The organism is Pseudomonas sp. R5(2019), from assembly GCF_009905435.1.
Classification (GTDB): Bacteria; Pseudomonadota; Gammaproteobacteria; order Pseudomonadales; family Pseudomonadaceae; genus Aquipseudomonas.
The window spans coordinates 26,073-47,049 of the sequence record NZ_JAAAMT010000029.1 but is presented as its reverse complement, the minus strand read 5'-3'; the positions used below and the strand labels follow the sequence as shown (position 1 = coordinate 47,049).

15 protein-coding genes and 2 pseudogenes are annotated in these 20,977 nt (G+C 51.7%); 7 read left to right on the top strand and 10 right to left on the bottom strand.

From position 1 onward, the window contains the following. Positions 1-119: 119 nt before the first annotated feature. Positions 120-2,516, top strand: coding sequence for a GGDEF domain-containing protein (locus tag GUY40_RS18335; RefSeq protein ID WP_166570317.1), 2,397 nt, complete (start codon positions 120-122; stop codon positions 2,514-2,516). Between the two features lie 40 nt (positions 2,517-2,556). Here the strand turns inward: GUY40_RS18335 and dacB are convergent, their stop codons facing one another. Beyond that, on the bottom strand, positions 2,557-4,017 hold the full coding sequence (gene dacB / locus GUY40_RS18330) for a D-alanyl-D-alanine carboxypeptidase/D-alanyl-D-alanine-endopeptidase (protein ID WP_166570316.1): 1,461 nt from the start codon (positions 4,015-4,017) through the stop codon (positions 2,557-2,559). Between the two features lie 223 nt (positions 4,018-4,240). Between dacB and GUY40_RS18325 the strand changes: the two genes are divergently transcribed. Next, a complete protein-coding gene (locus GUY40_RS18325) occupies positions 4,241-4,585 on the top strand; it encodes a YggL family protein (RefSeq protein ID WP_166570315.1) in 345 nt (114 codons plus the stop codon). Between the two features lie 103 nt (positions 4,586-4,688). Here GUY40_RS18325 and GUY40_RS18320 read toward each other — a convergent pair whose 3' ends face one another. Continuing rightward, positions 4,689-6,668 carry an ATP-binding protein gene (locus GUY40_RS18320; protein ID WP_306092849.1) on the bottom strand — a complete coding sequence of 660 codons (1,980 nt, stop codon included), beginning with the start codon at positions 6,666-6,668 and terminating at the stop codon, positions 4,689-4,691. A 330-nt stretch (positions 6,669-6,998) separates the two neighbouring features. Between GUY40_RS18320 and GUY40_RS18315 the strand changes: the two genes are divergently transcribed. The 3 genes from GUY40_RS18315 (at position 6,999) to GUY40_RS18305 (ending at position 8,606) form a co-directional block, all read left to right on the top strand. Next, positions 6,999-7,451, top strand: a complete 453-nt coding sequence (locus GUY40_RS18315) for a hypothetical protein (RefSeq protein ID WP_166570314.1) — start codon at positions 6,999-7,001, stop codon at positions 7,449-7,451. Positions 7,452-7,798: 347 nt separating this feature from the next. Then, positions 7,799-8,173 (top strand): hypothetical protein, encoded by a 375-nt coding sequence (locus GUY40_RS18310; RefSeq protein ID WP_166570313.1) that lies wholly within the window; start codon positions 7,799-7,801, stop codon positions 8,171-8,173. Between the two features lie 31 nt (positions 8,174-8,204). Next, positions 8,205-8,606, top strand: coding sequence for a hypothetical protein (locus GUY40_RS18305; RefSeq protein WP_166570312.1), 402 nt, complete (start codon positions 8,205-8,207; stop codon positions 8,604-8,606). 226 nt (positions 8,607-8,832) lie between these two features. Here the strand turns inward: GUY40_RS18305 and GUY40_RS18300 are convergent, their stop codons facing one another. Both GUY40_RS18300 and GUY40_RS18295 read right to left on the bottom strand, forming a co-directional pair. Further along, positions 8,833-9,213: a hypothetical protein gene (locus GUY40_RS18300; protein ID WP_166570311.1), complete on the bottom strand. Its 381-nt coding sequence runs from the start codon at positions 9,211-9,213 to the stop codon at positions 8,833-8,835. 925 nt (positions 9,214-10,138) lie between these two features. After that, positions 10,139-11,053 (bottom strand): replication initiation protein, encoded by a 915-nt coding sequence (locus tag GUY40_RS18295; RefSeq protein ID WP_166570310.1) that lies wholly within the window; start codon positions 11,051-11,053, stop codon positions 10,139-10,141. A 318-nt stretch (positions 11,054-11,371) separates the two neighbouring features. Here GUY40_RS18295 and GUY40_RS18290 point away from each other — a divergent pair, with 318 nt between their 5' ends. Beyond that, positions 11,372-12,217, top strand: coding sequence for a hypothetical protein (locus GUY40_RS18290; RefSeq protein WP_166570309.1), 846 nt, complete (start codon positions 11,372-11,374; stop codon positions 12,215-12,217). Between the two features lie 114 nt (positions 12,218-12,331). Here GUY40_RS18290 and GUY40_RS18285 read toward each other — a convergent pair whose 3' ends face one another. The 4 genes and pseudogenes from GUY40_RS18285 to GUY40_RS18270 form a co-directional block, all read right to left on the bottom strand. Then, positions 12,332-14,170, bottom strand: a complete 1,839-nt coding sequence (locus GUY40_RS18285; RefSeq protein WP_166570308.1) for a hypothetical protein — start codon at positions 14,168-14,170, stop codon at positions 12,332-12,334. Positions 14,171-14,658: 488 nt separating this feature from the next. Then, positions 14,659-16,332 (bottom strand): recombinase family protein, encoded by a 1,674-nt coding sequence (locus GUY40_RS18280; RefSeq protein WP_166570307.1) that lies wholly within the window; start codon positions 16,330-16,332, stop codon positions 14,659-14,661. A gap of 44 nt (positions 16,333-16,376) precedes the next feature. Further along, a pseudogene (locus GUY40_RS18275) lies at positions 16,377-17,930 on the bottom strand (transporter substrate-binding domain-containing protein); the annotation flags it as partial. An 8-nt stretch (positions 17,931-17,938) separates the two neighbouring features. Beyond that, positions 17,939-18,028 (bottom strand): annotated as a pseudogene (locus GUY40_RS18270) (DNA-binding response regulator); the annotation flags it as partial. 44 nt (positions 18,029-18,072) lie between these two features. Here GUY40_RS18270 and GUY40_RS18265 point away from each other — a divergent pair. Continuing rightward, entirely contained in the window at positions 18,073-19,647 is a 1,575-nt protein-coding gene (locus tag GUY40_RS18265) for a recombinase family protein (protein WP_166570306.1), read from the top strand. 110 nt (positions 19,648-19,757) lie between these two features. On the opposite strand, the gene GUY40_RS18260 is transcribed toward GUY40_RS18265, so the two are convergent. After that, positions 19,758-20,096 carry a hypothetical protein gene (locus GUY40_RS18260; RefSeq protein ID WP_166570305.1) on the bottom strand — a complete coding sequence of 113 codons (339 nt, stop codon included), beginning with the start codon at positions 20,094-20,096 and terminating at the stop codon, positions 19,758-19,760. Between the two features lie 165 nt (positions 20,097-20,261). After that, on the bottom strand, positions 20,262-20,690 hold the full coding sequence (locus GUY40_RS18255) for a hypothetical protein (RefSeq protein ID WP_166570304.1): 429 nt from the start codon (positions 20,688-20,690) through the stop codon (positions 20,262-20,264). Between the last annotated feature and the right edge of the window lie 287 nt (positions 20,691-20,977).

Sequence of the window (20,977 nt, the reverse complement as noted above, 5' to 3'; positions counted from 1 at the left end):
GGGCCCTGCAGTGCGGGGCTCTATAGTCAGCAGTATCGCTAGGCAAATTGATGGCGAATAGCTATATATCAGGGGCAGCCACTGTGAATCTCCGCACGTCGGCGTTGTGAGTTCTTTCTATGTCGTTGCAGGCCGTCCGCCCGAAGATTCTCGGCTTTATCAGTGAGGATGCCTCTGCGTGGCTGGTGGCCGCCCTGGTGTTTGTCGCCGGTACCTTGCTGACGGCACTGCTGGCGCTGGCAACCCATGACCTCTATCAACGTCAATTGCGCCAGCGTTTCGAATTGCTGGCCAATGAGCGCTTTAGTCGGATCGAAGAACGTTTCGATGATCAGGTTCAGCGGCTGGATGGGCTGCGGCGATTTTTCGTGTTCGCCGAAGACGTCTCACGGGCCGAATTCGATGGCTATGTACGGCCCTTGCTCGGGCGCACCCTGGCGTATGCCTGGGCACCGTGGGTGTCGGGCGCTGAACGCTCGGCGTTCGAGCAGGCAGGGCGCGAACAGGGCGTTGCCGATTTCTCTATTCGCGAACGGGGTCCGGCGGATGCGTTGGTGCTCGCAGCGCAACGCGACGATTATTTGCCGGTGCTCTACCGCCAGTCGCTGAGTGCGCAGGCGCGGCCGCTGGGCTTTGACCTGCTCTCTGACGAGCCGCGCCGGGCGGCGCTTGCCAAGGCCATTGCGCCCGGCAGCATGGAGGTTACCGCGCCGGTCGACCTCTTTGGCCTGGAGCCTGGATCAACCCATGGGGTCCTGCTGCTGGCACCGGTGTTCGCCCCCGAATCAACGCCGTCGCGGCCCAAGGGCTACGTGATGGCCGTGGTGAGCATGCGCCAATTGATGGCCGAAGGGTTGCCGGGTGCGGGGCACGATAACCTCGAAGTTCGCATCCTCGACCTGTCTGCGCCCGGTCAGCATGAGGTGTTGTTTGAGTCCAATGCCGCCGGTCATCCTTCGTCAGGCCTGTCGGCCACCCAGCTGCTGCGCATGGCCGACCACGACTATCGCCTCGACATCCGCCCCAGTGCGGTGTTCCTGCAGGCCAACCAATCCTCGGCGGCGAATGTGGTGGTGTTGTTCGGTGGCTTGCTCAGCCTGTTGCTCAGCGCCTTGTTGTACAACCTGGTCAGCCAGCGCCAGCGCGCCCTGACTCTGGTCGAGCAGCGCACCGCGGAGTTGCGCGCCAGCGAGCAGGAGCTGCGCGGCACCCATGGCCAACTGCGCAGTGTGTTGAATGCCGCCACTCAGGTCGCGATCATCGCCACCAACTTGCGCGGGGTGATCAGCACTTTCAATGCCGGTGCCGAGCTGATGCTGGGCTACCGCAGCGAGGAGGTGGTCGGGCGCCTGACCCTTGAAGATTTGATCCTGCACGAAGAATTGCAGGCCCGTGCGGCGGTGCTCAGCCAGCGCTACGGGCGCGAGATTCCGGTCGCTCAGGCCATGCTGGCCGAGACGATTGAAGACGGCGGCCGCCAACCCCGGGACTGGACCCTGGTGCGCAAGAGCGGCAGCTGCCTGACCGCCAACATGCTCGCCACCGCCGTACTGGACGAGCACGGCCTGTGGGTCGGGCATCTGGCCATTTGCATTGACGTGACCGAACGCAAGCGCGTGTATGAGGCCCTGGCCGCGCGCGATCGGTTGCTGGAGAAACTTACTGCCGAAGTGCCGGGCGGTATCTATCAGTTTCAACTCAATCCGGACGGCAGCTCGTTTTTCAGCTATGCCAGCGAAGGATTGCGCGATATCTACGAGCTTGACCCTGATCTATTGCGCCGGGATGCCACTGCGACCTTCGAGCGCATTCATCCTGAAGATCTGGCGCAGGTGCGCGCATCGATTGGTTATTCCGCCGAGCATCTGACCCCCTGGCGTGAAGAATACCGCGTGCAGCTGCCACGCCGGGGCCAGCGCTGGGTGCGTGGCGAGGCGACGCCGGAGCCGCTGCCCGAAGGCGGCACGCTCTGGCATGGCTACCTGACCGATATCTCCGACCTTAAGCGGGTTGAAGAGGAGTTGCGCGCCCTGGCGGTCACCGACTCTCTGACCGGTATCCATAACCGCCGCTATTTCCAGGAGCGGCTCAAGACCGAGTTGGATCGGGCTCATCGAGACCAGCTGGACCTGGCTGTGATCATGCTCGACATCGACCATTTCAAACGCATCAATGACCAGTTCGGGCATGCGGTGGGCGACCATGTATTGCAGAGCTTGTGTCAGCGCATCAGCCAGCGCCTGCGGCGCACGGATGTGTTTTGCCGGCTGGGTGGTGAGGAGTTCATGGTGTTATGCCCGGGCAGCAATGCCGAGCAGGCGCACTCCTTGGCCATGGAACTGTGGCAAGGGTTGCGCAGCGTACCTGTCGAGGGCGTGGGCTACGTGACCGCCAGCTTCGGGGTGGCCGGCTGGCGGCGCGGGGAGGGTGCCGATGCCTTGCTGTTGCGCGCGGACTCCGGTGTGTACGCGGCCAAGCAGGGTGGGCGGGATCGGGTGGAGTGGGAGTTGGTTTGAACGCTGGCGGGGCCTGCGCAGCAGGCCCTGGCCATGTAATTTACGGCTGAATTGACGCCGTATCCGCGATCTTCGGCTGGCGGTACAGGTCCAGCAGCACCTGGTCGAGCACCGACGAGGCGCCCCATGGGCGTGGGTCGTTGAGAATGGCGACCACGGCCCAGGTCGTGCCATTGCTGTCGCGGCTGAAGCCGGCAATCGCGCGCACGGTGTTCAAGGTGCCGGTCTTGATATGCGCTTCGCCGGCCATGGCCGTGCGTTTGAGGCGCTTGCGCATGGTGCCGTCCATACCGGTCAAGGGCATCGAACTGATGAATTCGGCGGCATAGGGGCTCTTCCAGGCCGCTTGCAGCATGCTGGCCATTTCTCGTGCGCTGACGCGCTCGGCCCGCGACAGGCCAGAGCCGTTCTCCATCACCAGGTGCGGGGCGGTGATGCCTTTTTTCGCCAGCCACTGGCGTACGACCCTTTGCGCTGCCTTGGCATCGTCGGCGTCGGCGTCGGTGCGATAACGCGCGCCCAGGCTCAAGAACAGCTGCTGGGCCATGGTGTTGTTGCTGTACTTATTGATGTCACGAATGATCTCCACCAGATCAGGCGAGAACGCCCGTGCCAGCAGTCGAGCATTCTTGGGCACGGCTTCGATGCGATCGCGGCCCTGCAGGGTGCCGCCCAGTTCATTCCAGATCGCCCGCACGGCGCCAGCGGCGTAGGTCGTGTGATCGAGCAGCGACAGGTAAGTCTGGGAATTGCAACCATTGGCCAGTTGCCCGGTGACCGTGACGCTGATGCCATCGGCCTGGGTGACCGGGTTGTAGCGCACATCGCCAGTGCATTTGTTGCCGGCCGCGGACTTGACCTGATTGTTGATACGGATGCTGGCAATCGGTGGCTCTACCGATACCAGTACCTTGCCGCCGTCGTTGCGGGCAACGAAGCGCAAGGCCTTGAGGTTCACCAGCAGCGCATCGGGCTTGACCAGGAACGGTTTGTTGTCGTCGCCGCCGTCATCGTTGAATTCGGGCAGTTGCGGTTGATTGAAGAAGCTGCGGTCCAGCACCAGGTCGCCAGTGATGTTCTGCACGCCATTGGCGCGCAAGTCACGCATCAGCAGCCAGAGCTTTTCCATGTTCAGTTTCGGGTCGCCACCGCCCTTGAGGTACAGGTTGCCCTGCAAGGTGCCGTTGCTCAGGGTGCCGTCGGTGTAGAACTCGGTTTTCCACTGATAGGTGGGCCCAAGCATTTCAAGTGCCGCATAGGTGGTCACCAGCTTCATGGTCGAGGCCGGGTTGACCGACACATCGGCGTTGAAGACGGTTGGCGTGCCTGGCCCATTGAGCGGCAGCATCACCAGGGACAGGGCATTGTCTTGCAGTTTACTGGCCTTGATGGCCTGTTGGACCTTGGGTGAAAGCGTGGTGTTCAGGGCGGCGGCATTGACCGAAAGGGTCATGGGCAGAAGCAGGCTTGCAAGCAGCAGTGGACGTAAGGATTTGATCATGGTGACGTAAAACCCTGCGGGCGAGGGGTGAAAATGCGGGGGCAGAAAAAATGAACGCCCCCCCTGCGATTAAATGTAGCGAGCATTATGCCCCAACCGCGGCCCTGTTGGGGTGACAGCGTGTCGGTCAATGTTCCGGCCAGCGGGCCGAGCGCTTTTAGTCGGGCAAGCGGCGGGTGAAACTGGTAAAGTGCCGCGCGTTATTACTCAAGAGGATTGTTTCATGGCCACTAACCGTTCCCGCCGTCTGCGTAAAAAGCTGTGCGTGGATGAATTCCAGGAGCTGGGTTTTGAGCTGAACCTGGACTTCAAGGAAGATCTGGCTGAAGAAGCTATCGACGCTTTCCTCGATGCGTTCCTCAAAGAAGCGATGGAGGCCAACGGCCTCGGCTATGTCGGTGGCGATGACTACGGTCTGGTCTGCCTGGCGAAACGCGGTTCGGTCAGCGAAGAGCAGCGCGCCAAGGTTGAAGCCTGGCTCAAGGGCCGTAGCGAACTGACCAACATCGAGGTCAGCCCGCTGATGGACGTCTGGTATCCGGAAACCGAAATCAACCCGGTTGCCTGATGCCTGTCGGAGCGGCGCCCGTCGCCGCTCCTGCTTTACCCCCTCCGCGTCACCCCTCGTTCACCCCCAGTCCTGACTTCAAAAGCGTATGTTTGTGTAGTGCTTATCCTATTCGGGCAGTCGCGCCTACGGCTCGCGCAAGCCCGCGCAGGTGTTGTTTCAAGGCGTCTTCCAGCTCACCCAGGGTCCGCTCGAGTTCAGCGCACTGTGCTTCGATTTGCGTGATGTCCGCAGGCTGGCTGCAGAGCCACTCCAGGCCTTCGCAACAGTGCTCCAGTGGGCGTGCTTCAACCAATCGAGCAGCACCTTTGAGTTTATGCGCCAGATCCCCGAGCGCCGGCATATCCTCCAGTCGGCACAGGTTGCACAGCAATTCCCGATCCTCACGGCTGCTGCGCAGCAGCTCTTCGAGCAGGCGCCGTTGCATCTGTGCGTCGTTGCCGGTCAACACCTCCAGGGCAATGGCTGAAAAAACGGCTGGGTTAGCACGGCTTGCGTTCGTCAGCCGTGGGACCTGGGCCAGCCGTTGCCGCAGGGTGACCAGGCTCAGGGGTTTGAACAGGCAGTCATCCATGCCAGCCTTCAGGCAGCGCTCGCGCTCATCGGCCTGCGCGTTGGCGGTGTAACCGAATACGGTGCAGGGTCTGAGGCCCTGTTCTCGTTCATGTTGGCGCACGGCGCGAGTGAGCTCGTAGCCATTCATGACTGGCATGTTGCAATCGACGATCAGCACATCGAAACCACCCTGCAGCCAGCTGTCCAGACCCAGCGCGCCATTGGCCGCGGTGCTGTGACGCAACTGCAGGAAATTCAATTGTTCGGTCAGCAGCAGGCGGTTGGCCGGGTGGTCGTCGATCACCAGCACGTTCAGCCCCCGGTCGGGTGTCGGCGGTGCGGGCTCGCAGGGTTGCGCCACAAGGGCGGTTTCCAGGCTGGGCACGGTCATGCTGATGTTCACCTCGGTGCCTCGGCCCGGCTCGCTGTCGATCGTCAGGGTGCCATTCATCAAGGTGCAGAGGCTACGGCAGATCACCAGTCCCAGCCCTGCGCCGCTGCGCCCCTGGTTCACGCCATCGACCTGGGCAAACGGCTCGAATAATCGCTGCTGGTCGGCCTGGCTGATGCCCATGCCGGTGTCACTGACCCGGATGCAAAGCCGCAGTTGATTCGGGTCGGGGGCAGGGGCCAGGCTCAGGGCCAGCGTCACGCCTCCCTGGTCGGTGAACTTGATCGCATTGCTGACCAGATTGCTGAGAATCTGCTTGAAGCGTAACGGGTCGATCAGGACTTCCCGGTCGGCGCCAGGGTCCAGTTTCAAGGTCAGGTTCAGGTGCTTCTGGCGCGCCAGACCGTCGAACACCCGTCCGACCGACGCGACCAGCTCGCCCAGATTGACCCGTTCCGGGCTCAAGACCAGATGCCCGGACTCGATGCGGGCAATGTCGAGAATGTCGCCAATCAGCTCCAGCAGATCCTTGGCGCAGCCGTAGGCCACTTCGATGGCAGGGCGGTCCAGGTGGCCCTGGTCGGCCCGCTGGATGGCCAGCTCCAGCATGCCGATCACGGCATTCATCGGAGTGCGGATTTCGTGGCTCATGGTGGCCAGGAAGGTGCTCTTGGCACGGTTTGCCGCATCGGCCTGGTCCTTGGCCTTGTGCAGCGCTTCGATCAGCTGGCGGCGCTCGCTGATGTCGATCCAGCCGCCGATGATCCCTTGCACTTCACCGAGCGAATTGCGGTAGGGGAGAATCCAGTGGTAAATGGTCATCTCGCGGCCGTTGATCCGCATTGGGCGATCCTGAATCATCGGCTGACCCTTGCTCATCACCTGTTGATAGTCGGCATGGACCTGCCGGGCGCGCTGGGGTTCGAGCGGCAGGGTGTTCAGCACGCTTTTGCCGATGACCGCCTCGCGCGTGGTGGAAAAGGCTTTCAGGTAGCTGTCATTGCAGATCTGCAGCAAACCCGCCCGGTCGCGCACATAGATAGGGTGCGGCGTGCCATTGACCAGCGCGCGCATGAACTCGAGCTGGTCGTTCAGGGCGAGCTTGGCCGCTTCGCGCTGCTTGATTTGCCTGCGCATCCACGCGTTCCAGGCCAGCGACAGCATCAGCAACGCCGCGCAGCCGAGTATCACCTGGTAGATCAACCGCTCATGGCCGCGCCAGCCATCGTTCGCGGCACGGTAACCGCGCCAGCGGCTGTTGATGATGCCCAGCTCGAAGGGTCTACCTTTTTCTAATAATAATGATCGAGGTCGCCAAAGGTGCGGGGACTAGTACCCGTGACTTTGGGGGCCGGTTTACCGCTGTGGACAATGCTGCGAGCGAAGGGTGAAAATCTACATAACCTCTCACATGGATGAGTGCTTTTTAGGCAATAAGCCGCTCGATTACTATAGGAAGCCTATATTTTGCGTAAGACTAGCTTAATGCGATACACACTTTCCGCCATGATGTCGACACTGTTGATTGCTGGAAATGCACAAGCCTACACTTGTCCCGAGTTGGAGAAGGACAACGCCAGTGAGCGTTTAAAGCAGCCTTTACAGGGTGGGTTCACTACGGTGGAGGAAAAAATTTCCGCCGTGAATACGTTGGCTTTGAAAAATCTAACAATGGGTACTGCGGAAAATATTTATAAAGAATATAAAGCCGCTGGGCAGTTGGCGAATCCATATCAAGCATCTCTTCTTGCTTACGAAGCTTTACTTGAAAACGAGAAGCTTACAAACGATTTGATAGAGAAAGAAACTGAAAAGTTTGGAAGTCTAAAAAATATGGCGTTAGCGTTTTGCGAAAAAAAGCCTGATTTGCAGATTGAACGTATATATAGGTCTTATTTTTTAACCATTCAGCAAAAATAAAATAATGTACACTAGAGAGAGTATCCACAGATATATAGCTAAGAACGGTACGAAAACAAGTCGCTTTCGTTCTTGGCAGGATGCTGGCGAAAGTGAAAAAAAAGGGCTGCTGCGAGAGTCTCGCCCTTCAGGGTATTCAAATTGGTTTGCTATCGTAGAGGGTAAATCCATCTGGTGGATTTACTGTGATTCGTCTGACGGTGGCGTATGGACAAGTGACGGTATAGCAATAACAGGATGCTGGGTGCCGTATGATGAGGCTTTGGCTCGGGCTATTTATGATTTGTGTTATCCAAAAAAATCAGGTCAGTACAAAGAAAAATAACTAAAAGCAAAGGAGATTATTTATGGCGGGTAGTAATAAAGAGCGTTTTAGCAATATGCTAGAAAGTCTTGGTGAGACGCCTGAAGATATTAGAGATTTTGTTGTGTATTCTTATCACTTTATTGACGATGGATTGTTTTTTCTAAACGCGAGAGAGGTATTGGGTAGATACCCTGACGGTTATACTTATATCCGTGAAGCTGAGAAGCTTTTGAAAAGCAATGGATGGGAAGGTGATGGTGAGCTAGAATTACTATGGCTGCCTCCATTTATTGGTGTCGGGGTAGAAGATACATATGGGGTTGTTTGTTTTCATGTTAAACAGTCCAATAACGGTACGTCGTGGTTTGCTTCCAAAATTGCACTTCCATTTGAAAGTCTAGAACGTTGTAACTAGGTTTTCCCAAAGTAGTAGCGAAGGAGGTTTTATGAGTTTGACACAGTTTTTTAAGAAGCTTGGTTCACCACTTAAAAATCCTCGTTGGTCTTGGGGCGGGGTACGCGACGATGGGACGGTTATTCTGCGTGTGTGGCAGGACCGAAAAATCAAACGTGACACCACCCATTACATGCAGCTATCTCATTTGGAAAAATATGGCGAAGGACAGGATAATCTTGGGTATATGGAACGCCTAAGCCATATCAAACTAATCGAAGGCGGAGCTAAGTGCTACATGGTTATGTGTCTTGCAAAAGACACGGAAGGCTCGCCAAGAGAAATTCTTAGTTTTAATGAGCGTAATTTATTTCTCGGGGGGCGGTTGGAGAAAATTGATTCGGAGTGGTTTATAGAGATTTCGGCTAGTGTGGCCGTGGATGCGGCCTTGTAGGTTTGTAGGGTGTGATAGCTAATGCTTCGGAGATATATCCTTGAACCTATTGCTGCCTAATTTAAACGAAATGGAATGGGCGATTCTACTCTGTGGGAGTAGGATGTATATCCGTGAAGCATAAGGTAATGAAGTTCCTACGGCGTAGGAATTTATATATCCGCAAAGCAAAAGATTAGCTTCGAGGACATAAGTATGTAATGCCACGCTTTACATGTTTTGAATTTTATTGCGGTCGCATTTCTTCGGTTATGCGTTTTTTGTATTCATTTGCGTCTGCATCAATCTTGATTTTTGCTGCCCCCCAAAGATGTCTATACGTTTCCCTATGTCGCTCGGTCAATATAAGCACGGTTTCGTTGAGGTTTTGCTTTTTTGTCTTATTTCCCGGCGTTCCGAATTCCTTTACTAAAACATCATTAGATATTGATTTGCAGCCTGAAAATTCTGCAATGAGCTTCTTGGCGAGGCATGACGTCAATTTTAAATTTGGAAATTCCTCCATCTCTAAGATTTTTAAAAAGCTAACCAAGAACGCTTGACGCTCTCTTCTTTTGAATCCGCCTACTAGACCACCTATTTTTCCTGCATATTCCGCCTTGTTCATAATAGAACTCCTATGTTGTTATAATACAATTACCATAGGTTTTTTATAAGTCAATGCTTCAAGGTTATATCTCCGAACCTATAATATTGCTTCGGGGATATGATTTGTAGGAAACTCGATATTCTCATTATTTTCAATTTTGAACGTGACCAATACCCTGCATTTTTTTGTGAAATGCATTTGAGAGTGAATTTTGAGTTTTTGGAGTGTCGTTTTTTGTTCTGCTTTGTTGCAAATATCAACTAAGTGATTAACTTACTGTTGAACCATATTTAACGATTAAGGTTGGACTTTATATTTATTTTCATTTTGCTCTTGACAAGATATTTTGCTATTTGTAAGCCATAATTCGATGGTCGAAAAATGCGATATATCAAAAATATGGTATAAATTTGTAAAAATCTTTGAGCTTGTTTTTAAAGAAATTGTATTTTCAAAAAGGCCCGTTTTTTTCTTAGTGGTCCTCGACGCTTTCGGGATATATGGACTCATCAGCCCAGTGAGGGATATTCACCGTTTCCCATGAATTTGAAAAGTGTGAAATTTTCATCAGGAAAGGAATTTGATATGTATGTATACATACATATAGGTTCAGGGATATATCTCCGAAGCATAGTAAGCTATGGGGTGGGGTGGTTCACGCTGTCGGGTGCTATTATCTGATATAGGCTTTGCGACAAATTATAATGCTATGAGGTATAACGTAATTAGTCATTTTAGGCGTGCGGGGTGGCTTCGTGGTGTCTTCGTATCAATCGAGTAAATGCAAACCGATTTTGACCATTTCCGTGCGTTCTATGGCTATCGGTGGGGCGGTGTATGTATGTGTGGGGGGATATGGGGAGGAAAGGGGGGAGGAAAGGGAAGAAGAAACACCCTCTCCGGGTGCTATTATCTGATATAGGCTTTTAGACAGATTATAATGTTATGGGTTTGTCCTCCAGTTGTATGCTGTCGCTCTGCTTACTTTTAATTCCTTCATCACTTCCGTAATAGTTGCCCCAGCTTCAAGCAAGATAATGCCTCGCTCTCTCTTGGTCTTACCCTTTTGCTTGCCTCTAAAGCTCTGTAGCTCGCTAGTGTGCGTTCTGGCGACATAATCCTCAAAGGTGCCACGGTTAAAGTTTCTATGCGTCCACTTCGCTACGCTCTTGGCCGTGTGTTTAACCTCGGAAATAGCCAGTGGCGTAGTAAAATTGACGTTGTAGCCAGTGGCACGAACAAGGCAAGCGTTTAGCCATTGATTGTAGTCGGGCCAGCCTTGGCGGATGGCTTTGTATGCCCACGCCCTCAACTCATCGAAAAGCATACAGTTACGGCCCAACCCGTATTCTTCTACAACGTTCTGTTTGGCTTTTTCTGGCGTTAAATCAACGTAGTCAGCTAAGTCGTCCAAGGTGTATGGATCGGCCTGCCATTGGTGGACGATCCAGTGGGAATTGATCGGGTTCTTGCAGATCAACCCGGAATAGCCTCGGTCTGCTCCTAGCCGACTACGCAAGCCCGCCTCAACGGCTGCTGCGTAGCGTAAAGGGGCGGTTTTGCCTTCGATTGCGGTTCGTACAGGGGTTTGTAGCAGATAGAGTAAATGAGCGTGCCCATTGGCCGGATTTCGAGCTATTAGGTTCGGAGCTGGTGCCCCTACATGATCCCAGTGCATACCGGCGTCAGACCTATCCAAGTCAAAAACCATCCAATATCTATGAGTTGGGCCGTTCGGCTGTATAAGTCGTCCAAGTTTTGCTTTTTCTTTTTTGTTGATTTTTAAGCCGCTGATTAAATCATCGGTGTGGTAAGGTCTTCTTGGTAAGTAGTCCTCAAATAGTTTTACGCATCCCATTGTTATCCTCTTCTAATAGTTATTTAGAAAAAGAAAACCTTGGGAGATGACTTGACAATAATTTTTATGATGATTAAATGGTTGTGTTGATTGAAGTTTTTTAAAATTTTATCGTAGTATCCTTCGCCACCTTCCCCAAGGTGGTTTTCTTTTTCTGCTTCTTTCAAGTTGCCATACTTTCTAGGTTTGTCAAACTTGGATGGAAAAAAGCCTGCCTAGTTGCGGGCTTTTTGTTGTTTTAGAGGGGCTCTTGGTTGTAGTATGTGAGGTATACGTGGTTGTTATTTGTTTTGTATAGCTGGGGCGTGAGGGTTTGCTATGATTTTCGAAAAGCCTATCTTAAAGGTGAAGTCTAATATTTTGGATTTTGTTGGGTATACGGTTTTTGTTTTTGTATTGTCGTCATATTTAACCTATGGCATTTTGGTTATATATGGGGTTGGTGGTGTTTCGCCTTCTAGTAAAGTTACGGTTATAGATTTGTTTAATGGGCTTGCTCAAATAGCTACGGCATCAGCTTTTATTTTGGCGTTATTACAGTATCGTAAAAATGTAAGGCAACAGAGACAGAAAATCATAGCAGATGAAGCAAAAGTGCTAATAGACAAGATGGTTTCTACTGCTAGCGAGATTAAGACTGGCAAAGATACTTGTTTGGATAATTTAAACTATGCAATTTCTGCTTTGTCTAATGTAGGTATTGGTTTTAAGGAGTTGTTCAATTCGATGGATGAGGATGTTCAGCGAGCAATAGTGAGAATGCAGTGGCAGGATATGTATTACAATTATCTTTCCCGTGCATTATCTAAGTTGGAGCTTGAGCCTATACTCAGAAAAGACGAGGCGGTAGGTGAAGAAGAGTTAAGTTCCGCAAGGCTACATGCGATATATATGAAAGAGGTTCAGCGACCAATTGCTGTTTTTGAAAAATACTTCTTTTTTTCTACAATATTGAATAGTGCAAAAATAACGTCCGTATATAAGTTGGGTGGTAAGATTGATTCTTTGGATATGTTTGTGTCTCTATATCTAAATAAACATAATACGAAAGACTTAATGTACGGCCTTTTGTCGCAGATTGATATCAAAGCACATGCTCCGTTACTAGCGGTCGCAGAACCCGCTGAATGGGCCTTTAAAGACCTTCGAAAGAAACAATCCTGATTGGGATGTTTTTAAGGACTTAGTTGCCATTTCTTTTTGTGTTGCTCTACGAATTACTGCCCAATTCTTGGTGTAATGCATTAGTTTGTGCCCCTCAGTTATGCACAGTCACGGCTATTTGTATGGGTCATAAGGGTCTTGGAATGGAGTTGGCGGTTTGAGCTTTAGCAATCTTCGCCTTCTGGCTTCTTTTGCCTGCTCAGCTTCTTCCTTGTCGAATTCAACCACTTGCTTGGTAGTGAACGTGTCAGATGCCCAAAGTTTTACTTTATCGCTAAATCCTAATGCCGCTTGGGTATGGTCCAAGCCTTGTTCTCTGAGTTGTTCTGCAACGTTGAATAGATAGTCCTTTCGTTTCTCTTTGCCCAAACGACTAGCCATTTCATAGGTGTTTTCTCGTAATCTCTTATAGTATCGCTCTGGGTTCTCGTCGAGCCTTCTGGCTTCAAGTAGTCGATCCACCAGAATGTCAAAGCGTTTCATCAAAGGCTCAAGTTCTTCTTCGTATGCTTTGATGGCTTTCTCTAAAACAGTTTTTCTGTTGGTGTCCTCCTTAATTTTCTTTCGTAGTTCATTCAGTTCTTTTGTCATTCTGGATTTCATGGTTTTGAAATTAGATGACAACTCTGCAGTCTTTGTAGTTTTTTCCGTTATTTCGTCGTCTAATTTCTGCTTTTGACTATCTAACTCGGCATTTTCTTTTCTCTGCTCGCTGGCCTTTATTTCTAGGCTCTGTATGTTTGCTTTGTAGGTGCTAGCCGTTCCTTGTAGGTCTTTTATCGTGGTGTTAAGGGTGACGATTGTGGCTTTTTGCTCGATAAGTTCGACCTCCTTTGTGGTTAACTCCTGCTGCAGCTTTTCTATGTGTCTGGTGTAATAGTTGTGGCTTCGCTCACTTTTCGGCTTTTTGGCTTCCTGTTCAATCTTGCTTAGGAATTCCTGTTTTTCCTTGGTTTTAGGTAGGAATTTGGCTTGTAAGCCATATGCAGCGGCTAATCCGTTAAAGTGTTCATAAAAGGCCGCCTGCATTACTTTTGACTTCCATGACTCGCGTTCTCGGATAAACCTATGATTTTGCTTTTCTTCGCTACGGTTGGGGAGTTTGAAGTCTTCTAATGTTGGCGGTTCGGGTATTTTGTCAAGGTGAGCTTTATTCCTCGCATAGTATTGTGATGCGAATTCAAATTCTTGGGCTGAAAAATCATACTTTCCCGTCTTCTCATTTTGAAGGTCGAGAAACGCATGAACGTGGTTGGTTGTCTCATCCAAGTGGCTGAATGAGAAAAGTATCTTGTTGTTAGGGAAGTTTTTTTGATAAAACTGATGCATGGCTTTCTGCAAAAGGTCTGTGTATCCCTTTGTGATTGCCAATTTATTAGGTTCGGGGATCACAAGGATGATTTCCTTAACCCTGTTGACCGTCCTTGATACGGCTCGATCTGGTGCGTTTTGCTCGATCTCTCGCTTCTTGGTGGTGAAATTCTCTAGAAGGTCGATACGTTGGGATATACGGCTGATTTTGTGCTGATTGAGTAGGGCGGCGTAGTCTTCGACTACCAACGGCCTTTCTCCCTCCATTACAGAGGTGACATATTCTTTTATCTCTGTTGGTTCGGTTGCGTTGATGAATTTAACCAGCTTGGATTTGAGTTTTCTCAGTTTTTCTTTTTCTGAGGCTATCTCATCAGACGCTTCTGTTGCTTTGAGTTTGGTTTGTAACTGGTCATTAAAATCGGCCAGTAATTGCCCTGCCAATTCCCTTGTTAATACCTGTTCAACGCCACCTACAATGGCGACATTTGGGTGGTCTGGATTGGGGTTGAATTCAAAGTCGTCATACTCGTTTTGATCGAGCCTGAGCGAGTGTTTCAGCGAACTGTCCAGCCCCTTAAGGTTGGAGTAGTTTCTGTCTCTTTTGGTCAGTGTGATTGTCTGCAAATTGGTATCATTCATTTTGTCCTCAGTGGTGGGTTGGTTTTTGCTCTTGGCTTTTGCTTCTGTCCTGCCGACTAGGCACCTGCGTTAACCGTCACATCTTTTGCGTAGCAAAAGTGGGATGGTTAACATAGCAGGTATGCTTTTAAGGGCTTCTTTGAATACCTGAGCCGTATACATATATTGAACCATATAAAAAATGTATAGCAAGCATGATAGTGCTGATTGTTTTTGTTGGTGATTTTGGTTGTGTACGCGTGCGTGTGGTGTAGTAATCTTTATTGTTGTTATCTATTGTATTTGATATCTATACATTGATAACTAAAGACGCAAGCGTGTGCGTGCGTACACATGAGGCGTGTGCGGGGGAGTGCATTATGCGAGTGATTTTGTAAAAAGGGAGAAAGGGAGAGTGTTTTTAAGAAAATCAAAAGCTATTCTGGTGGTTTGGAGCTTTTATTTATGTGTAACCCCTCCAAGATGCCGGGTTTTAGAGGGGGTTTTATCTACTTGATGATATGGGAAAGGTCTGGGATTCCGAATGGCATTAATGGGTTTTTCTGGGTGAAAGATTGATGGGTATAAAGTTTAAAATCGTCTTCGCCTTTGATACGGACGGTTATTCCTACCGTGTTGCTTTCTTTGTCAATTTTTACGTCGAAGATAATTCCTCGGCTGATAAAAAATGTATTGAGTTTTAATCGGCCTTCTTCTGTTTCGTAAAGGTCTAATATGTCTTCGTAGGTGGTGATTTCAAGCGTTTCTGCTTCAATAGCTAATGAGCCTTCAAGGCTCTTAATTTCGCTTTCTAGGACTGTAATCCGTGCTTCGCTATCGGCCACACGCCTGATAAATGTTTGAGGGATTATGCCGTCGAACTGGGCAAGCGAAGCTTCTAACATCTCCAACGTGGTTTTTTCTGTCGTTAGCGTGGCTTTCTTGGCTCTAATCTCTTCCTTTGGTGCCGAAGTATCACGAACGGAAAAAAAACGGCTAAATGCGTCGTTTACGGTGTCCATTTGTTTGTACTGCTCTTGGCTGAACCAAGTGAAGTCTTTTCGTTTCTTATCTGTCCTTTCGTCAATATAACGATTTTCGGATAATTTTTTTACGAATGCGAGGAAGGTGCCAAAAACAAGCTCAAATCGAATACGGTTATCGCACTCGCATACCCGTTCGGCTTTGTTAGAACAAACAAGATAGGCGTAACGCTTTTTTTCTGTGCCTAAAATTTGTAGGTTGAAAATCATTCCGCGTTGATGCTCTTCGCACTGAATGCAGTGCCGAAAAATATTGTAGTGGTGGAGTGTTCTTCTCCCGCTATTTCCTCCGGTTAATCGGTTTTTCATTGCGGAAACGGCGGCGTCGAACTCGATTTCGTCAATGATTTTTGGGAAGTAGCCGGGGACGTAACGGTCAAAGGCTTTGGAGCCGTTCTCGTTACGGCGTTGTAGTCGGAGAACTCCTATGGGGCTTCTGCTCTTGATAAGAGCTAAAACTGCTGTTCTCGTCCAACGGCGTTTCGAATACTGGTTAACCTGTTTGACGCTTTCCAAAACTCCTACGTGTTTGAGCAGGCCGAAAATGTGGCGAATTTCTTGGGCTTCTTCTTCTGCGATGACAAATGACTGGCTTTGCTCGTCGTAGCGGAAGCCGTAGGGGCATTGCTTACCGATAACATTGGTTTCGGCGGCATCACGCTTTTTGACCCACGCGGATTTAAGGCGTTTGCTCTTGGTGTCGCTTTCTTCGTGTGCTCGTTTGGCGATGACCCCCACAAGGATCAAGGTTTCGAGGTCGCGGCTGGGATCGTCGTAGGAATATGTCTTGTTGTCGAAAACGGTGTGTAGTCGCACGCCTTTCTTGAGAATCGACTGGATTAGATCAACGGAGTCGGTGAGTTTCTGGCGGGTTAGACGGTCGATTGATTCGACAATGATGTAGTCGCCATGTTCGATTTCTCCACTTTCTACCCTATCCAATAACCCTTTTAGCTGGCCGATCCGGGCGTTTTTACCACGGAACGCACTGATGCCCTTGTCGATGACGGTTTCGACCACGGGGATGCCTGTGACCTCTGTAAATGCTTGGAGTGGGGTAGTCTGGCGGTCGTGGCTGTCGCGGCCTTCTTCGCCTTGCTCGGCGGTTGACCATCTGACGTATGCGTATGCCTTGGGCATTGGATCGGCTCCGGGTAGGTACTCAAAGTAATTTTATTACAAAATAGCGTACCATTGTCCTCCGGGGCGATGCTGAGTAGCGCTTTGTCGAGAATGGAGGCCAGCTCGCTGTTGTGACGTGCGGTGGCAAGGGCAAAGCCGGCTTGCTCGGTCCCGACGGTCGAACTGATATTCAGGCGGTCTTCAAAGGGCTGTGAATCAATCAGGTAGTTGGCGATGACCAAGGCACTGACAGCGCCCTCTACCTGGCCTTGGGCAAGCAAGTGCGCTGCCGCGTAGGCATCATCGGTTTCTACCAGCGTCAGCCGTGGGTAGTGCCGGCGCAGGTCGTCGATCAGTGGATTGCCGCGGCCGATGGCCAGCCGCTGTTCAGCCATTTGCTCAAGATTGGCGGGGCTATCGGGGTGTTTTCGTGTCAGCAGGACGTAGGAGTTTTCCAGGTAAGGGCGACCTATTGCCAGCTGTGTGTCGCGCTCGGCCGCCATCGGTGCGGCGGCGATCAGGTCGGCGCTGCCTTGCTGGACTTGCGCGATCATGGCCTCGACGCTCTCGCTGCGTAACACCTCAAAGCGCAGCCCGGTGCGCAGGCGGATCAGGTCGAGCAGGTCGGCGGTAATGCCGCGTAAATGGCCGTCTTCGTCAAAAAAGGTCAGCGGCGCGAAATGATCGTTGACCACCACGCGTACGACCGGGTGTTCGCTCAGCCACTGTGTTTCGCGCCGAGACAGCTGCAGTTTGTGGTCGGTCAGCAGGATGTCGCTGCCCGCGCTCCAGCGCCGGAAAATGCGTTCGCGGGTGCTCTGGGGAATCGCCTGTAGCGTGGCATTGACCCATTCCAGCAGTGCCAGGTTGTTCTGGTGCAGGGCGAAGCTGAAGCCGATCGGTTCGTGACGACCGAAATTGGCCATCTTCACGTTTTTCAGGTGGCCCTGATTGATCAGGTAGTGGGTGGAGATGGTGTCCCCCAGAAAGACGTCGGCCTCCTCGAACGCTACGGCGTTGAGCGCGTTCTGGTAGGACGGGTAGGTCCAGAGGGTTGCGCCGGGGTAGGTCGCGCGGACCTCGGCCAATGGCAGGTAGTTGTAAACCATGCTCAGGCGCAGGCCGTCCAGGCCTTCGCTCAGGGAGCGGCTTTCGTTTTCACGGGTGACGAGCACCGGTTGGTCCACGGCGTACGGCGTGCTCAAGCGGATCCCGGGCGTGGCGGCTTCAAAACTGTTAGCGCTGCCCAGCAGATCGATGCTGCCCTTACGCAGTGCCTGGACGGCCGCCTGACGGTTGTCGAAGCGCTCAATCCGCACCGGCAACCCCAGGCTGGCCGCCAGAATCGCGGCGTAGTCGGCTGTCAGTCCTTCGTAGTGGCGGCCATTGGAGGTCATGTCGAAGGGCGGGTAATCCGGCGCCGAGGTGCCCAGCACCAACTCGCGGCGGCTGTCCAGCCACTGTCGCTGGCTGGCATTTGGAGTGAGGGCTGGGTGAATCTGCTCCGCGCGGCTCAGCAGTTGCAGCGGCGCGGCCGGAGCCGGGCTTGCCGCCAGTTCCAGGCACAGGCAAAAGCTTGCCAGCAGGATCCACGTACCTTTGAGTCGGATGGGCATGGAGCCTCTCATACCAAGGCGTTGCGTTTCGCCATTTCGATCAGCTCTACCAGCGAGCTGGCCTTGAGTTTCTGCATGAGGCGCTTTTTATAGGTATTTCATATGTTTATAATTGGTGCTCAAGCATCCTTGAGAGGGCGCCATGCCTACCGCATTCAGCTATGCACGTTTCTCCAGCATCCGCCAGCAAAGGGGTAGCAGCCTTGAGCGTCAGCAAACTATGGTCGCCAGTTGGCTTGTCCAGCACCCTGAATACTCCCTGAGTGACACGACGTTCCAAGACTTGGGCAAGAGTGGTTGGAAGGGGGAGCACATCAAAGAAGGCGGCGACTTTGCGAAGCTGCTTGCTGCTGTGGAAGCAGGTGTGATCAAGAAGGGCGATGCGGTGTTGGTTGAGGCAATCGACCGCACCGGGCGTCTGCCTGTGCTGGAAATGCTGAGCAGCATTGTCAGTCCTATCCTGCGAGCTGGCGTGTCGATCATCACCTTGGAAGACAACGTTGCCTTCACTGAGGTGAGCCTGAATGAAGGCGGACACATCTATATTCTCGTTGGCAAGATTCAAGCTGCACGCCAGTACAGTGACAACCTGAGTCGTCGTCTCACGGCATCCTACGACTCTCGCCGTAAGCTAGCCAAGGAAGGCAAGACACCCAAGCGCAATACGCCTGTGTGGCTCACCTCAAAAGGCGATGTGGTCCAACAGATTGCAGATCAAGTGAAGCTGGCGTTTGAGCTGTATACGTCAGGTTTGGGCAAGGCTGTAATTGCAAAGCGTATGCGGGAGAGCGGTGTTGAGGCGCTTGCCAAGTGTTCTGGCCCCGGTGTGGAAGGCTGGCTTCGCAATGAGGCGGTTATAGGCCGCTGGAATGGTTCTCAGGTGTATGAGCCGATCATTGACCTCTCGCTGTATCACCTTGCCCAGATCGAAGGTAATAAACGCAAGACTGCCCCACGGGCAAAAACTGCTGCCCATTTTTATGTCGGTCTGGTGAAGTGTGGTAGCTGTGGTCACAACTTCATCATGCGCACCATCAAGGGCGTTCAGGTGAGCATGAGGTGCAGAAGACGGCAGGAACTGAAAGGCTGCGATAACAAGAAGGTGATACCTAAGACGGTCATTGACGCTGTCTACGAGCACACATCAAAGCCTGCTTCTCATCGAGTGGTTGCACGCGAACGCAGCGGAGTGAATGAGAAAGCGATCATCGCTGCTGAGGCCAAAATCCTTGAACTCTCGAAAGAGATAGAAGCGATGCTCGCAGCTTTTAGAGCCTCAATGACCATCCCTGAAGTGGCGAACCAGATTCAGGCAATGCACGGAGAGCGGGAAGCCGCTGAGCGAGAGCTAACCCTGCTCAAAGCCACTGTGGAGCGTCCGCCAACGATGTGGAGGGTTCAAGGAAGGGTGGAAGACCTTGAAAGAAGTGATCCTCAGCGTCTTGCTGCCATGCTTCGTAGCGTCGGCTACACCATCACCATTTACTCTGATGGTCGACTTATCTCATCAGAAATAGGAGGCGTATACCGCTACGCTGGGGTTAATCGGCGTGAGGATAAGTATAAGCTTATGCGGGGCGGTAACGAGTTGCTTGTTTCAAAGGTGAACTATGTAGATGAGGGTGAAGACTGGATGTATTGGGAGCCCAAGGGGGAGGGCAGTGAAACGGAGTGGGATGTAGAAGATTCAGAAGCTATGCGTTCGCGGTACGAATAGTAAGACAGGAGTTTAAAATGGAATGGCGAAGAATTTATTGATGTGGCGACGGGGCTGGCTGTTGATGTAGGCGGGGAATGAACAAAGCCCGCCAGATGAGCGAGCCTTTTCTACTCTCTTCCGTCTTGGCTCCAGAACTTCAGCGAAGGGAGAAATTCAAGATATTGGCCCACGCCATAGATCAGTAGCAGCCCCAGTACAGATATGACGTACTTTGTCTGCACCATCATTGTAAAACCATCTTCGCAAGTCGATGTTTGCGTCCATGTAAGCTTTTCTTCACATCCTACTGCAATGTTGAAGATGTACATATCATAATTCAGGCTCGCCAGTAAGCCCCATTGGGGGTTGTACCCGGTCGATAGAACCAACGCAATTACAATCAGCACGAAACCGATTATGATCGTAAAGATACCTTCCTTTTTCAACTGACTAGCTTCCACTCTCATCTTGCTCCCCCGATTGTCGTTGCATGCGTGATGGGATGATGCATTAGGTGCCATCACCTTGCCAACTAAGTTTCGCTTTGCGGGGTGATTACGCAGGGCAACATATCATTTCCGCACCAAAACCATCGCCCGCGCATTTGGCGGGCTTGGATCAGTGCTACAGGTTCAAGCGGTGATTTCTTTCAACTCTTTCTCAGCCGCTGCCAATTCCTGTTGCATCTTCTCGATTTCACTTTTCAGGCGGTCAACCTTAGAAAGCAGGCTTTCCTTGTACGCTTCTTGCAATCTCGCAATCTCTGCCTTAATCGCCTCGGGGGAGTTTGGAACGGCAGGAGCAGGAGCTTTGCTGGGGCTGGGGGTAGTTTTCAGTTTCTTAGCAGCAGCCCAAAGTCTAAAGGTGGCGTAAGGTGGAACGGCAACGCCATTGGCAGCTTGCTCTTTCAGCCAAGGCAGTGTCTCCGACACGCCAGAGGCGGCAAAGGCCACTAGCAGGGCTGGGCGGTCGCACATAGCGCCCTTAGTCTGCACGTAGCCGTGCTGTGCGTTCCAAGACTGGCCTTCGCCTAGAACGGTGCCTTCTGGAATGGTGCTCATTTGTTAACCCTCATGATGTGATTTTTCGTGTTGCTGATGATAGCCAGTTTCAGAAAAATCTCAAAATTAAATGTTAACACCAGAAGGGTGATTTCCACACGAAATCCAAAATTCCCGCCGTGGAAAACGACCTCATGTTCATGAAGTTTGACTTCTCAGCCTGAAAATCACGGAAGGGGGACGTTTGGAAACCGGGATTTTAGAGTGAGGTTCTTAGTGATGTGCGAGCGTGCAAATGAGATTGGTTCTTAATTCTAGAGTAATACATGCCCACTGAGAGCCCTACA

What these genes read in the sequence shown, in the direction of transcription:
- GUY40_RS18325 (WP_166570315.1), top strand. Translation starts at nt 4,241, where the DNA reads ATGGCCACTAACCGTTCCCGCCGTCTGCGTAAAAAGCTGTGCGTGGAT.
- GUY40_RS18290 (WP_166570309.1), top strand. Translation starts at nt 11,372, where the DNA reads ATGATTTTCGAAAAGCCTATCTTAAAGGTGAAGTCTAATATTTTGGAT.
- GUY40_RS18260 (WP_166570305.1), bottom strand. Translation starts at nt 20,096, where the DNA reads ATGAGAGTGGAAGCTAGTCAGTTGAAAAAGGAAGGTATCTTTACGATC.
- GUY40_RS18305 (WP_166570312.1), top strand. Translation starts at nt 8,205, where the DNA reads ATGAGTTTGACACAGTTTTTTAAGAAGCTTGGTTCACCACTTAAAAAT.
- GUY40_RS18255 (WP_166570304.1), bottom strand. Translation starts at nt 20,690, where the DNA reads ATGAGCACCATTCCAGAAGGCACCGTTCTAGGCGAAGGCCAGTCTTGG.
- GUY40_RS18310 (WP_166570313.1), top strand. Translation starts at nt 7,799, where the DNA reads ATGGCGGGTAGTAATAAAGAGCGTTTTAGCAATATGCTAGAAAGTCTT.
- GUY40_RS18280 (WP_166570307.1), bottom strand. Translation starts at nt 16,332, where the DNA reads ATGCCCAAGGCATACGCATACGTCAGATGGTCAACCGCCGAGCAAGGC.
- GUY40_RS18285 (WP_166570308.1), bottom strand. Translation starts at nt 14,170, where the DNA reads ATGAATGATACCAATTTGCAGACAATCACACTGACCAAAAGAGACAGA.
- GUY40_RS18335 (WP_166570317.1), top strand. Translation starts at nt 120, where the DNA reads ATGTCGTTGCAGGCCGTCCGCCCGAAGATTCTCGGCTTTATCAGTGAG.
- GUY40_RS18295 (WP_166570310.1), bottom strand. Translation starts at nt 11,053, where the DNA reads ATGGGATGCGTAAAACTATTTGAGGACTACTTACCAAGAAGACCTTAC.
- GUY40_RS18300 (WP_166570311.1), bottom strand. Translation starts at nt 9,213, where the DNA reads ATGAACAAGGCGGAATATGCAGGAAAAATAGGTGGTCTAGTAGGCGGA.
- GUY40_RS18320 (WP_306092849.1), bottom strand. Translation starts at nt 6,668, where the DNA reads ATGCGCAGGCAAATCAAGCAGCGCGAAGCGGCCAAGCTCGCCCTGAAC.
- dacB (WP_166570316.1), bottom strand. Translation starts at nt 4,017, where the DNA reads ATGATCAAATCCTTACGTCCACTGCTGCTTGCAAGCCTGCTTCTGCCC.
- GUY40_RS18265 (WP_166570306.1), top strand. Translation starts at nt 18,073, where the DNA reads ATGCCTACCGCATTCAGCTATGCACGTTTCTCCAGCATCCGCCAGCAA.